Below are 12473 nucleotides of genomic sequence, written 5' to 3' on the forward strand. Positions count from 1 at the left end.
CCGTTTATGAGCGCTGCTTCGTTCCGTTCCTCGGCTGTGTCGAGCAGGTGCGGCTCACCTGTCCTGCCTGCTCCGGCATGACAGTTGATGGTCTCGCCGGAACTCCAGATCAGCGTCCATCCGGCGCTGCGTGACGAGCTGCCCGAACCTTCGGGCTTCGCGTTCCTTCGGATATCCGGAAAGGATCAGGTCGTCCACGCCCATGCGCCGGAACTCCATGAGCTGCTCCGTCACCTGCTCGGCGTCGCCGACCACGGAGACCGATGCCCGAAGCGCGCGGTGCCTGTTCCGGTCCACAGGTGGCGCCCGATTCTGGTCTCGTCCTGAGCCGGGGTCAGCTGGCCCGACGGCTGTCGCTTCCCTGGCCCGGATCTGCGCTGCCCTCGTCTCGGCGACCTGGGGGTCGATGCGCGCGGCGATGTACTCGGCAGCGCGCCACGCCTCCTCCTCCTCCTCCTCCTCCTCCTCCTCCTCCTCCTCCTCCTCCCGGACGATCACGTGCATCCGCAGAGCGATGCGGACCCGACGCCCGTGCGCCGCGCTGATGTCCCAGACGCGCTCGATGTTGCGCCGTGTGTCCTCGGGCTTCTCGGCCCACAGCACGTGTGTATGTCGGCGAACATGCCGCTCAACCGGATCGCCTCGTCGGTCATGCCCGACAGGAAGATCTCCGGCCGCTTCTCCAGCGCGGGGTAGATGCGCAGCCCCTCGATGTCGTAGAAGTCGCCCTTGTGGGAGTAGTCCTGCGTGATGCCCGAGCCCTCCCACGTCTCGTTGAGAATGGTGAGCCACTCCTCGGCACGGGCCAGCCGCCGTTCGGCCGTCTCCGCCGCTCTGATGATCCGGTCGTCGACTCCCAGCCGCCGAGTACGACGTTCGGGGAGAGCCGGCGGCCGACCAGCTGAAGGATCGAGGCGCATTGTTTGGCGAAGTGCGCCAGGTGAACCTGGTTCAAGCGGATGGCGCCGAACATCTCGATGCGGTGGGTACGGGCCAGCAGCATCGTGAGCTGCACCCAGTTGTCGATGAAATTGCTGTACGCCGTCGGCGCGAGCATGCCATGGAACCCGGCGGCCTCGGCCTCCTCGATCGTGCGCTGCTGGTGATGCAGCGTCGGCATGTCTCCCTCGGGGGCCACGTACCCACGTGTGAGACGTCTGGAGAGGGCAGCAGAAGGTTCTAGAGGCGAACCGGTTCTGTCGGACGGAATTGGCTGGTCATGGAAACCCATCGGACAGGGCGAGCCGTATCGAGATCACTGGTGAAGCGCGGATCGTCGGCAAAACGGCTGCGAGCTCGTGTGCAGTGGAGCCCAGCGACGGCGGCGGCTTCGGAAGGGGGGCGCTTGCCGCTCGCGGCAGGGCCGACGTCGAGCCACATCACACCGGCCCCTCGGTCCACCGCGATTTCATGGTCCGGCGCGCGGAACCACGCCGGCGCGGTCATCGCCGCGGCCATGACGCCGACGGTGAATTCCACCCGACGCCCGATGTCCCGACCGGACAGTCCGTCGCACGCCTCCAAGTGGTCCAGCTCCAGCGGCATGAACACACACTCCGCCAGGGCCGTCTGCCCCGGGCCAGGGGCGACACCGAGGATCCCGCTGCTGAACGCGTGGCTGCTGAGGCAGGCCACAAGCTGAGCGTGCTGAGCCTGGACGATCTCCGCGGTCGTCTTGGTCCCGGGGTGGTCGAACTCATAGGGGCCGGGATCCAGGGCGTGTGCGAGTTCATGACAGATGATCGCGGCACTATGGTCGGCGGCCGATGCCACCGAGAGGTCGACACGGACCTGGGCCAGGCGCCGCGAGAACATTCCCGTGGACACTCCTTGCGGACTGCGGATCTCGCCCTCGCTCATGACGTACCCGAGAGCCTGGGCAATCCGCTCGGCCGCTCCGTCAACGGTCGGCGGGGGTGTTCTCGGAGACCCTGCGGAGAAACAGGCCGTCCGTGACGTTCCCCCACCCGTCGGCGACCTTCTCCACCTCCGAGACGATGTCGAGTCGGCTGACGTCGTTCACGGCCGCCTCGTGGCAATGATCGTCGACAGATCACTGGCCAGCCGGACTTCGCTGCTCAGCAGAGCCGTGTGCTGGAGCCAACCGAGGCGAGCGGAGTCGGGTTCGCCGCCCATCAACGGTGGCCACTGGGTCATGAGGGTGAAGTCGTCGATGACGATCGTGCCCGCCGGCCGCAGCAGACGCTCGGGGTCGGCGGGCGGTGTCTTCTTCCCGTTGCCGCCGCCGTCGGTCACGAGAAGGCCGAAGGGACCGTGTGCGTAGATGGCGGTCCAGTCGCCGCAGATGATCTCCACGTCGGGAATGCCGGCGAAGAGCTTGCGCACCTCCTCGACCCGTCGTTCGTCACGTTCGACGCTGACGACCCGGACGCCGGGACGGCGGGCCGAGATCATCCAGGCCAGACCGACGCCGCAGCCGGTTCCGGTCTCCCCGATGCTCTCGAACGCACCGGCAGCCAGCGCGTGCAGCAGACGGCCCTGCTCCGGACGGCACGAGGAAGGAAATCCCAGGCTCTTGGCGGGTCCGACCGCCTCCACCACGAGATCCGGTAAGCCGACCAGGCCCGCATAGGCGTCAGCCTTCCCAGTTGGTCACCTCGGCCAGCTCGTCGAAAAGCCCTGACAGCACGTGCCCGATTCCTGTCCTGGTGATCTCCAGCCGTGCCAGGGGGCCACGTCCGAGAAAGTGACGGCCGAGGTCGCCCGCGGTGGGCGGTGCGCGGAGTGGAGCTCAAGGTCCCATCGCACCTGGGTGAGTTGATCTGCGGCCCAGTTCAGCAGGGGCTCACACCGCCGTCAAGCTCCTGATCGATGTCCTGAAGTCCGATGACCGAGGACAGGACATCGGCATCCGGTGCCTCCTCGTCCCCCAGCATCGCAGCGGCTCGTCGGCATTCTTCGGGAAGCGGTGGCGAGAATCCGATCCTGACTCCTGATGCGCGCACGGCGGGCAGCAAGGCGGCAGCGGCACCGCGGGCGAAGAGATGCAGCGGCTTTCGGCCAGCCAGGATCGCGGCTTGCGCGTGGACCGCCTCGGCGTGGCGTAACCATGCGTCGGGGCGCGGGACAACCATGCTGTCGCCTCCCCCGGCAGGTCCGCCACGACGCTGGCGACCCCGTGCTCGGCCCAGGGAGCCGCCCATTGGGCGAAGGATCCGATCGGCCACCGCGGGGTTCCGTGGGCGCCGGAAGGAACATGACGACATGACGGACCGAATTCGGCCGCGTCACCAGGATCGGGTCGCCGCTGGCGACCGGAATCAGATATCGCTCCACTGGGCCACCTTCGCGATGATGGGGATGGGAAAATGAGCGGCCCGACGTGCCTTCTTCTGGACGGCGAACTCAGCTTCGTGGGCGCTCTGTTGGAGCAGTCACCGCGAACCGTGGCGACCATTGTGGCCGACTTCACCTACGACCGGCATGGGAAGTACCGCCGCGGAGCGGTGTTCGCCAGGTCGCTGCGGGACGCTGGAATCGCCGCGTGCCGGTTCGACACGGAGAGCGGCTGACTGGCCGGCCGCAGCGCCGACTGCCGACCGACCCCTGGGACTCCATGGCCTCGCAGGTGGACCGCGCACGTGCCGCGGTGGCCCGGGAGCACCCGCAGGGCTTGCGGCACCTGCTGGTCGGGGTGGGGATCGGTGGTGTGGCGACGGTCCTCTCGGCGACTCGTGTGGCGCCGGACGCCGTGGTGCTCGTGGGCGCGGACCTCGTGCAGGGTGTGAGGTTCGTCGTCAACGGAATCGCGGGTGTCCGGCGCGGCGAGCAGGTGCTCCCGTCCCGGATATTCCGAAGCCGTGAGCAGTTGCGTGACCTGATCCAGCGCCTGCTGGAGGATCGGCACGGCCGCCGCGTCGAGATCGTCGCTGACACCGACCAGGAGCGTGGCTCCACAGCGCTGGATCTCCGTGGTGATCAATACAGGCCTCCGGCTCCTCGCCCGGGCGCCGGATCCCGAGAACCCCTCGTCCTGTCCCTCCACAGCCCTCGGCCAGCAAGGACGCGCCAGCCAGGCACCCACAACCCCGGCCTCGCTGCGGTCGCCCGGCATATGGCCCGGCGCGACCGCGCCGCACGCCGACCGAGTTAAAACCGGCGCCTCGACGGCCGATACATCAGTGGCCAGGCACGGACCCCCGATGGGCTTTCGTAGTGGCTGCCTGTCCTCGTGGTGGCGGGCCAGCCGCAGCGCGAAGGCCGGGGCGGGAGTTGACCCTGACAGTGTGTGAGGGGATTGGCTGGTCCCACCTGCTCGGCGATCCGCCGGTGGAGATCACCACTGTCTCTTCGAAGGGCCCCTTGTGCTCGGTTACATCGGCTCCGGCCCGTACTGCTACACGAACTCGCTGGCCATGATGCTGGGTGGGGAGTCTCCCTCCACCGCAGTCATCGAAACGTTGACCGGCTCACCGTTCGGCGCCCAGCTCATCGCCGGTTCCCTGCCCTTGTTCGACCCCTACGGCTGGAACCCCGAGAGCGGCCTCGACGCGGCAATCGCGCTGCTGGGCTGGACCTGTGAGCGCAGCGACGGCGGGACGCCGGCCGAGGCACTGAACCGGCTGCGGACCGCCTGCTCGCGCGGACCGGTCCTGGTCGGGCCGGTGGACATGGGCCTGCTGCTGTACCAGCCCGGCACACCGAACGCCGACGGCGGCGACCACTACGTCGTCGTACTCGCTGCGGACCAGGACACCATCGAACTCCACGACCCGCACGGCCACCCCTACGCGACGCTACCCGCACAGGCTTTCCTCTCCGCATGGGAGGCGAAGGCGATCAGTTACATCGATGCCCCGTTCGTACTGCGGGCCGGCTTCCTGCGCCATCATCGGCTCACTCCCACTGACGCGCTGCGACAGTCGCTTCCACAAGCCGAGCGGTGGCTGGCCGGCCGTGACGACCTGTCCATGCCTCCCGGCTCACTGGGCGGAACCGCCGCCGTCGAGGCGCTCGCCGACATGGTCGCCCGGGGCACACCCCCCGGCATCCGCACACTGCTCACCGCGTTCGGCGTCCGCGTGGGAGCACGACGTCTGAACGACGCGGCAACGTGCCTGAAAGAGCTGGGGCTGCCGCACGCGGCCTCCATCGCGCAGCGCCAGGCCCGGATCCTGGGCGGCCTGCAGTATCCGCTGGTGCGCGGCGACGACCAGACTGCAGCAGAGCAACTGCGGCACCTCGCCACCCTCTACGCGCAACTGCACAAGGCGCTGGCTGCGGCGCTGGACAGCGCCTTCTGAACGAAACTGAGGAGCACCTCCCCTGGCTGTGCTCGGGGACCTCAACTGTCCCCCACGCCGGTTCGCCGGACGAGTCCGAGCTGAGCACGTCGAGCTGTACTTGGCCGAGCACCTCAGAGCACTCGGCCAAGTACAGATGAACGTGCCCAGGTCCCCGCAGGTCTGCGGCGATGTCGGGCGAGAGCGCCCTACTGGAATCTCATTGGGTTTCGCTCTGACTGTCTCCGAATATGGGAGGCATGCATCTGAGGTACCCCTGCGTTTGCTGCGGCCACCTGACCCTGAACGACGGGCCTGGCTCGCATCAGATCTGTCCTGCCTGTTTCTGGGAGGACGACGTCATGCAGTTGCGCTGGCCAGACATGGTAGGCGGCGCCAACAGGTCGTCGTTGCTTGACGCCCAGCAGGAGTTCATCGCGCTTGGCGTGTGCGAGGAGCGATTCCTGGAGCATGTGCGACCGTCTGATGGTGATGAGCCGCTGGATCCAAACTGGCGGCCCATCGATCTGTCGAGGGACCGGTTCGAGTCCCGGGGGAACCTGCTCGCCGGTTGGCCGGACGATTACACGGTGTTGTACTGGTGGCGGTATCGGGACAATGGGTTCTGGCGACGCGGTTGACCAGCTCAGGCCGTGTTGTTGTCCCGTTCGATGGCAGCAAGTAGGTTCTTGAGGCGGTAGCTGGGGCCGTTGATGGATGCGACGTCGCAGTGGTGGAGGAGTCGGTCGATGATGGCGGTGGCGAGAACCTCGTCACCGAACACCTGCCCCCATTCACTGAAGGTCTTGTGTGAGGTCAGGATGATCGAGCCCTTTTCGTAGCGCTTTGAGATCACCTGGAAGACCAGGTTGGCCTCGGCTCGTTCCAACGGCTGGTAGCCGACCTCGTCAACGAATAGAATGCCCGGCCGAAGGTAAGTACGAAGCTTGTCATTGAGCCGGCCGGCCGTTTCGGCGGCCTTCAGCTGTCGCACCATGTCGTCGAGGCTGGTGACGTAGACGGAGAAACCGGCCCGGCAGGCAGCGACTGACAGCGCGACTGCGATGTGCGTCTTGCCGACTCCGGGCAGTCCCAGCAGGGCCGCGTTGCCCTTGGCCTCGACGAAAGCGAGGGTGGCGAGGTCTTTGATCTTGCGAGGGTCGAGTTCGGGCTGGAAGGTGAAGTCGTACTCGTCGAGCGTCTTGTGGTGCGGCAGTTTGGAGAGCCGCATGCCCAGGCGGAAGCAGCGGTCGTCGCGGACGGCGAGTTCTTCGGCCAGGACGAGGTCGAGGAAGTCGAGATAGCCCATCCTGGCCTCGTCCGCCCGGCCGGCGCACTGCTTCAGGCTCTCGGCCAGGTCGGGCAGACCAAGCTTGGCGGCCGCGGTGCGAATGCGGGTGCCGACCATCTCACTCAACGGGGCTCCTCCGGTGTGGGGCGGGTGATGAAGGGACGCGTTCCGGTCAGTTCGTCATCGACCGACAGGGTTCGGCGGCCGACCTCGACTCGGACGGCCGCGGCCCGGGGTCAGGAGAGCGGTCAGCTAGAGCGACTCCTCGCCGAGTTCCCGCTGCTGGCGGGGTTGATGAGGGACGTCACCAGCACTGGTTCGCCTGTTCCTTCCGTCGAAGGGTCCGTCCCAGTGCTTCTCGTCGACGACGCAAGCTCCGCGGCCTACGGCCCTCCCGTGCACCACAAGGAGAGTGTCGCCCTTGGCGTGGGGAACGGTGGAATGAAGCTGTCCATCGGCGTTGGTCCCGGATGAGTGCCCACAGAACGTCGAGACGACGGCGGGCGAGCGCGAGAATTGCCTGCTTGTGACTCTTGCCCTCGGCTCGTTTGCGGTCGTAGAACGTCTTCCACGTGGGACAGAAGCGGGCAGCGATCTGAGCCGAGAGGTAGAAAACGCGCAGGAGTCTGCGGTGGTATCGGTGTGGCCGGCGCATGTCGCCTCTGATGCGACCGGAGTCGGGACCGGTGCAAGTCCGGCGACACCAGCGAGGCGGCCTGCGCTGCCGAAGGCGTCCATGTCACCACCGGTGCAGGCGATGAACTCCGCCCCCAGCAACGGGCCCATGCCGGGCATGCTGAGAACCAAGTCCGCGTCGCGATGTTCACGGAAACGGACCGCGATCTGCGCGTCGATGCCAGCGATCTCATCGTCCAGAGCCAAAACTGCCCTGGCCAGGGTGTTGACCACAGCTGCAGCAGTGCTCTCCTCAGCCACGGCGGTGTGCTGGGACCGTGCCGCCGCGACGGCTGCATCGGCGATGGCCTGGGCGAAGGACTGGAGGTCCCGACGCATCCGTGCCTGATCTGCGATGACGTAAGCGTCCTTCGCATCGGTCTTGCCGTCTCCGCGGTAGCCACGGGAGGCGTGGTGGACGGTGCGGCCAGGAATGTAAAGCAACCGCTGACCATGGCCGAGCGCTTCGGATCCCCCGGGGTACCGACGTTCGGGCGCTCAGTCCACCTACTCGAAATGCCCATCCGCCAGCTGAATCGCTCAATCACTGAGTCGAAGCACCATAGTTGTCAACGGCTGCATCCGCTGAGCTGCTGCTTTGATCACCTGAGGCACAGTGGTTGTCACAAGGTCGGTGCGCTACCCGTCACCAACAGCGCGTGAAGCCATCCCGTTCCGCGACGAGCCGCGTCTGTTGCGGGCCGCGGGTTTCCAGGGCGTTCCGGGCGTTGTACTGGGCCATCCCATCGGACAGTCGGCCGGCGAAGGTCGACATCGGCTGGGGCGGAGCACCTCGGTGGATCCTCCTATTTCGAGGGCTGACGACTCCATCTGGAAGGCGAGACCTCTGGCCTGCCCCTCCGCGAGACGGCAGTTGTCCTGTCGCAACGCAGGCGGCGTTGACGTGACGTTGACTTGCATAGGTGCCAGATGTTCTGAGACTGCTGCCGGGGTCGATCTCAAACGATCTGGCTTTCGCGGAAGAGGTGATGGCGCCAGGTAGCCCGTCCGCTGTCAGTGGCGCCTGCGAGGGTGCTCTTCGTGAACCTTGAGAAATTCTGGGAACTTGTAGAGACGTGTCGCCTACAGGCGGACAGCAGGGATGCGCGGCTTCGTTCTGATTTGTCGCGCAGGCCGCTGGCGGAGATCGTTGAATTCCAGATGTGCCTCGACCAGGTGACCCGTCAGGCTTTCACCTGGGAGCTGGTGGCTGCGGCGGAGCGGATCTTCGGCGGCCGGTGTTCGGATGACGACTTCTGCTACTTCGGCCTCTGGATGGTCGGCCTGGGCAAAGACGCCTTCGGGCGAGCCGTGCTCGACCCTGATGCTCTGGCTGACACTCCTGAGGTCCTGCGCCTGGCGGGGCGAACGTGGAGGACCTGGGGCGATGACTGGCCCGGGTGGGAATCGCTCGACTATGTGGCATTGGAAGCCCATGGGCTTGTGACCGGGGATCCCGACGAGTGCGGGGATGCTTTCTATGCGGCTGTCGCGACTCGGCGGGGTGAACACGCGGTCAGCCAGGGCCTGGCCGGGAAGCGCTGGGACGTTCGGGATGAAGACGAGGCGGCCCGCAGGCTGCCAAGGTTGAGCGTCATGTTCCCGCTCAGCGCAGACGCGTGAGGCGCGACGAGTCAGCGTTGTTGATGGAAAACGCCGAGACTTTAGCGTTCTCAATTGGATGGCTTGCTTCACGGAAGCCTGTGCAGGTCAGCCTTCTTGCTCGTCGGCGAAGCTGCCCGTGGTCTCCCTAAGGCGATGCCGTGCTGCATCCAGACGCTCCGCGTAGTCAGCGGCGAAGATCCCGGGAAGTGCCTTGTCCAACGTTCCCGCGATCTTGTGGATCGGGGCCCATGCGGCCGGATCGTCGACCAGACGGCTGAGATCCGTCATCTGAACTCGCTCCAACCAGTCCGAGAGGACGAGTGCCTCGTCAGAGGTGAGCTTGATCGTGATCTCAGTGTTGTCCACGAGCCGAACTTAACCGGGCTCCTCCCGGAAGTCTCGTTCGCGATAGAGGCAGAACCGCAGCTCGGGCGCTATCGCGGACCGCGGGTCTCGGGCGCGTTCCGGTGTTGTACCGGGCGACCCACTCGGCGACGTCGTGGCATTCGGTCGGCGGGAAGGCGACATCGGGCACGAGCTGGAGCGCCTCGAGGATGTTCGCGCCTGAGTGCGTCTCGCGTACGTGATCCCCGGCGCACTGCACGGCCAGGTCCAGCCAGCCGTCGTCGAGGACGAGTTCGCCCGGTGCCCCGCACGGGGCGGACCGGATGTGCGTCACCGCGACCGGGATCCGCATCCCGAAACGGAAGCGGCTCCGCCATCCCCCGTGCCCTGCCCAACGCGCCTGGGTCACGCCGACCGGCAGGGGCGAGCGGTGGGGTTGGGGCGGGCCGGGGGGCTGCTGCCCCGAGAGCGCTCTGGGCCCCGGGCCTCACCCACACACGCCCCATCGGCACGGGCTGAGCCAGACCCCAACCTGACCAGCCGGCCTGTCGACGGGTGCTGCCGATCTCTTTGCCCTTACCCCCTGCCACCGCCACGCACGGCCAGAGCGGGAGGCGGAGCCTAAGACCGAAACTGAAGCACCAATCAATTTGCCTACAAACTATAGGCAGACTTACGGTCTCACTAGGAAAACCTAGAGAGGGTGATGGTTGTGGCGAGGGTGGGACTGAATCCGGAGCGGCTGACGCTCGCCGGCGCGGAACTCGCCGACGAGGCCGGATTCGATCAGGTGACGCTGTCCGCGCTCGCCCGACGCTTCGATGTGAAACCGGCGAGCCTGTACTCGCACGTGAAGAACTCGCACGAGCTCAAGACCCGGATCGCGTTGTTCGCGTTGGAGGAGCTCGCCGACCGGGTTTCCGACGCCGTCGCCGGGCGCGCGGGCAAGGGCGCCCTGATCGCCTTCGCGGACGCCTACCGGGACTACGCCCGAGCGCACCCCGGCCGGTACGAAGCGGCCCGGTACCGGCTCGACCCGGAGACCGCTGCGGCCAGTGCCGGTGTCCGGCATGCGCAGATGACGCGGGCGATCCTGCGCGGCTACGACCTGGACGAGCCGGAGCAGACCCATGCGGTCCGCATGCTGGGCAGCGTTTTCCACGGCTATGCCGCTCTGGAGGCGGCGGGTGCCTTCGAGCACACGGCCACACCCGCACAGCAGTCCTGGACCTGGACCCTGGACTGCCTCGACGCCGCACTGCGCAGCAGACCCACGCCCTGACCGCCCCACTCCACCGGCTTGAACGGCTTGAGACGATGAGCACCGAGCAGAACCTGATCACCACCCCCATCACCGTCGGCTTCCTGCGCGGACACCTGGACGTGGAAGAGACCGCCCACGGCCTCCTCCCGCACCGGCTGCCCACCTGGGCGCGCCGCCAGATCCCTGACGACCGCCTGGCCGTGGCCGAGGCCCAGCCCTCCGGCGTCCGGCTGGCCTTCCGCACCGCCGCCACCACCGTCCACCTGGACACCCTGCCCACCAAACGCGTCTACCGGGGCTTCCCGCCCCCGCCGGACGGCGTCTACGACCTCCTTGTCGACGGCCGTCTCACCGCGCAGGCCACCGTGGCCGGCGGGAACCTGCGCACCATCACCGACATGCAGGCCCAGACCGCCGAGTTCACCCCCGGACCGGCCGGCACCGCCCACTTCGCCGACCTCCCGGCCGGCGTCAAGAACATCGAGATCTGGCTCCCGCACGCGGAGATCACCAAGGTCATCGCCCTGCGCACCGACGCTCCCGTCGAGCCCGCACCGGACAACGGACGCCGGGTGTGGCTGCACCACGGCAGTTCCATCAGCCACGGCTCGAACGCCGTCTTCCCCAGCACCATCTGGCCCGCCCTGGCCGCGAACACCGGCGGCGTGGAGCTGATCAACCTCGGATTCGGCGGCAGCGCCATGGCGGACCCGTTCACCGCGCGCGCGATGCGCGACACCCCGGCCGACCTGATCAGCGTCAAGCTCGGCATCAACGTCGTCAACAGCGACGCCATGCGCCTGCGCGCCTTCGTCCCCGCCATCCACGGCTTCCTCGACACCATCCGCGAAGGGCACCCCACCACCCCACTGCTCCTCGTCTCGCCCATCCTGTGCCCGACCCACGAGAACACCCCCGGCCCGCTGATGCCGGACCTCTCCGACGGCAGCCTGAAGTTCAAGGCCACCGGAGACCCGGCCGAGACGGCCGCCGGGCGACTGACGCTCACGATCGTCCGCGAAGTCCTGGCCGACATCGTCAAGCAGCGGTCCACCGAGGACCCCAACCTCCACTACCTCGACGGACTCGACCTCTACGGCGAGAACGACCACGACGAGTTCCCGCACCCCGACGCGATCCACCCCAGCCCCGAAGGACACGTCCGCATCGGCGAGAACTTCGCCAAGCTCGTCTTCTCCGGCAACGGGCCCTTCGCCCCCACCGCCTGAGCACGATCCGGCCGCCTGCGGCGCCCACGCCGGTAACGAAACCACGGCCCCCCGAACTCACGCACCCTAGCCCCCCGCCCGCCTGCATGGTCTGGGAGAACCCGCCGCCGGGGTCGGGACCGCTCGACTTCCGTCATGAGCAGACGCAGGGTCAGGGAGTGCTTCTCCGGCGGGAGCGCGTCCAGCGCCGCGCGGGCGTGCGCGGTACCGCCGGCGGTGTCGCCAGCACGGGCGAGCATGAGCCCACGGTGCACCTGCAGAAAGATCGCGAACCGCGGCAGGATCGCTGATGCGGATCTCGAATTTTCCCCACTGCGGCTCTTCGCCCCTGTTGGTTCACGGAGTGAACCAACAGGGGAATGTGGGGAGCGAAAAGCAGAAGGACTCACCGATGGCTGGGTCGGCGAGTCGTTGAGTACGGGTGGGTCAGTGGGGCGAGGCGAAGCCAGCTGACTGGTCGAGGTGAAATGGGGAGCCGGGGTTCTGGGGTGTCCAGCCGTCGGTGAGAGCGGTGCGGATGCTGTCAGCCACCTGAGCGTGCAGGACCGGGATGCTGGCTGTTCCGAACCAGTTGCTCGGGTGCGGCTGGTTGGTGGTGATCACCAGGGTGGTGCCCGGAGTCTGCGCGTGTTCGACCGCATAGGTAAGGGGTGACATGACCAGTCCCTGGTCGTAGGTCGGCCGTCCGCGGAGTCGCCACCGGTAGGTGGTGCCATCCACGGTGATGAGCCGCGATCCCTTTTTGACCAGTGCCATGTTCACATCCTTTCCCATGTGACAGTACTGAACGGCAGCTGATCGCGTCGCGCCGATTCCCGTCA

The 12473-nt window shown here is 67.2% G+C and carries 15 protein-coding genes and 2 pseudogenes; 5 read left to right on the forward strand and 12 right to left on the reverse strand.

Annotated features, from left to right (window positions below; all coding sequences use genetic code 11):
• Positions 1-54 precede the first annotated feature (54 nt).
• From OG207_RS00555 to OG207_RS00590, 8 genes and pseudogenes are all read right to left on the reverse strand, one after another.
• Entirely contained in the window at positions 55-504 is a 450-nt protein-coding gene (locus OG207_RS00555) for a hypothetical protein (RefSeq protein ID WP_443072628.1), read from the reverse strand.
• Complete coding sequence (locus OG207_RS00560) at positions 495-920, reverse strand: LLM class flavin-dependent oxidoreductase (RefSeq protein WP_329094792.1); 426 nt, start codon at positions 918-920, stop codon at positions 495-497. Before OG207_RS00560 ends, OG207_RS00555 begins: the two co-directional genes overlap by 10 nt.
• Positions 920-1231 (reverse strand): annotated as a pseudogene (locus OG207_RS43950) (LLM class flavin-dependent oxidoreductase); the annotation flags it as partial. The gene OG207_RS00560 and the pseudogene OG207_RS43950, both read right to left, overlap by 1 nt.
• Entirely contained in the window at positions 1180-1860 is a 681-nt protein-coding gene (locus OG207_RS00570) for a hypothetical protein (protein ID WP_329094795.1), read from the reverse strand. The gene OG207_RS00570 and the pseudogene OG207_RS43950, both read right to left, overlap by 52 nt.
• A 40-nt stretch (positions 1861-1900) precedes the next feature.
• Entirely contained in the window at positions 1901-2023 is a 123-nt protein-coding gene (locus OG207_RS00575) for a hypothetical protein (protein ID WP_329094796.1), read from the reverse strand.
• The gene (locus tag OG207_RS00580) at positions 2020-2559 is read right to left on the reverse strand and encodes an O-methyltransferase (protein ID WP_329094798.1); all 540 of its coding nucleotides are present in this window, start codon (positions 2557-2559) and stop codon (positions 2020-2022) included. The genes OG207_RS00575 and OG207_RS00580 overlap by 4 nt, the downstream gene beginning before the upstream one ends.
• Positions 2560-2795: 236 nt before the next feature.
• Entirely contained in the window at positions 2796-3095 is a 300-nt protein-coding gene (locus OG207_RS00585; RefSeq protein WP_329094800.1) for a hypothetical protein, read from the reverse strand.
• Positions 3096-3433: 338 nt separating this feature from the next.
• Positions 3434-3943 carry a hypothetical protein gene (locus tag OG207_RS00590; RefSeq protein ID WP_329094802.1) on the reverse strand — a complete coding sequence of 170 codons (510 nt, stop codon included), beginning with the start codon at positions 3941-3943 and terminating at the stop codon, positions 3434-3436.
• A gap of 382 nt (positions 3944-4325) precedes the next feature.
• Between OG207_RS00590 and OG207_RS00595 the strand changes: the two genes are divergently transcribed.
• Both OG207_RS00595 and OG207_RS00600 read left to right on the forward strand, forming a co-directional pair.
• On the forward strand, positions 4326-5264 hold the full coding sequence (locus OG207_RS00595; RefSeq protein WP_329094803.1) for a hypothetical protein: 939 nt from the start codon (positions 4326-4328) through the stop codon (positions 5262-5264).
• 239 nt (positions 5265-5503) lie between these two features.
• A complete protein-coding gene (locus OG207_RS00600) occupies positions 5504-5884 on the forward strand; it encodes a CPCC family cysteine-rich protein (RefSeq protein ID WP_329094805.1) in 381 nt (126 codons plus the stop codon).
• 5 nt (positions 5885-5889) lie between these two features.
• Here the strand turns inward: OG207_RS00600 and istB are convergent, their stop codons facing one another.
• Together istB and OG207_RS00610 are read right to left on the reverse strand one after the other, a co-directional pair.
• Complete coding sequence (gene istB, locus OG207_RS00605) at positions 5890-6660, reverse strand: IS21-like element helper ATPase IstB (RefSeq protein ID WP_329094807.1); 771 nt, start codon at positions 6658-6660, stop codon at positions 5890-5892.
• Between the two features lie 337 nt (positions 6661-6997).
• Positions 6998-7662 (reverse strand): annotated as a pseudogene (locus OG207_RS00610) (transposase); the annotation flags it as partial.
• Between the two features lie 588 nt (positions 7663-8250).
• Between OG207_RS00610 and OG207_RS00615 the strand changes: the two are divergent.
• Entirely contained in the window at positions 8251-8832 is a 582-nt protein-coding gene (locus tag OG207_RS00615; protein WP_329094808.1) for a DUF4240 domain-containing protein, read from the forward strand.
• 87 nt (positions 8833-8919) lie between these two features.
• Here OG207_RS00615 and OG207_RS00620 read toward each other — a convergent pair whose 3' ends face one another.
• Positions 8920-9180 (reverse strand): hypothetical protein, encoded by a 261-nt coding sequence (locus OG207_RS00620; RefSeq protein ID WP_329094810.1) that lies wholly within the window; start codon positions 9178-9180, stop codon positions 8920-8922.
• 691 nt (positions 9181-9871) lie between these two features.
• Here OG207_RS00620 and OG207_RS00625 point away from each other — a divergent pair.
• Entirely contained in the window at positions 9872-10441 is a 570-nt protein-coding gene (locus OG207_RS00625) for a TetR/AcrR family transcriptional regulator (RefSeq protein ID WP_329094811.1), read from the forward strand.
• A 35-nt stretch (positions 10442-10476) separates the two neighbouring features.
• Positions 10477-11652 carry a GDSL-type esterase/lipase family protein gene (locus OG207_RS00630; protein WP_329094813.1) on the forward strand — a complete coding sequence of 392 codons (1176 nt, stop codon included), beginning with the start codon at positions 10477-10479 and terminating at the stop codon, positions 11650-11652.
• Between the two features lie 426 nt (positions 11653-12078).
• Here the strand turns inward: OG207_RS00630 and OG207_RS00640 are convergent, their stop codons facing one another.
• On the reverse strand, positions 12079-12408 hold the full coding sequence (locus OG207_RS00640; protein WP_329094815.1) for a hypothetical protein: 330 nt from the start codon (positions 12406-12408) through the stop codon (positions 12079-12081).
• Positions 12409-12473 lie beyond the last annotated feature (65 nt).

The sequence above is a fragment of the Streptomyces sp. NBC_01439 genome (genome assembly GCF_036227605.1).
GTDB lineage: Bacteria > Actinomycetota > Actinomycetes > Streptomycetales > Streptomycetaceae > Streptomyces.

Bases quoted from the DNA above. Each gene is read 5' to 3' on its own strand.
- OG207_RS00555 (WP_443072628.1), bottom strand. From the start codon at position 504: ATGCACGTGATCGTCCGGGAGGAGGAGGAGGAGGAGGAGGAGGAGGAG.
- OG207_RS00560 (WP_329094792.1), bottom strand. From the start codon at position 920: ATGCGCCTCGATCCTTCAGCTGGTCGGCCGCCGGCTCTCCCCGAACGT.
- OG207_RS00570 (WP_329094795.1), bottom strand. From the start codon at position 1,860: ATGAGCGAGGGCGAGATCCGCAGTCCGCAAGGAGTGTCCACGGGAATG.
- OG207_RS00585 (WP_329094800.1), bottom strand. From the start codon at position 3,095: ATGGTTGTCCCGCGCCCCGACGCATGGTTACGCCACGCCGAGGCGGTC.
- OG207_RS00600 (WP_329094805.1), top strand. From the start codon at position 5,504: ATGCATCTGAGGTACCCCTGCGTTTGCTGCGGCCACCTGACCCTGAAC.
- OG207_RS00630 (WP_329094813.1), top strand. From the start codon at position 10,477: ATGAGCACCGAGCAGAACCTGATCACCACCCCCATCACCGTCGGCTTC.
- OG207_RS00640 (WP_329094815.1), bottom strand. From the start codon at position 12,408: ATGGCACTGGTCAAAAAGGGATCGCGGCTCATCACCGTGGATGGCACC.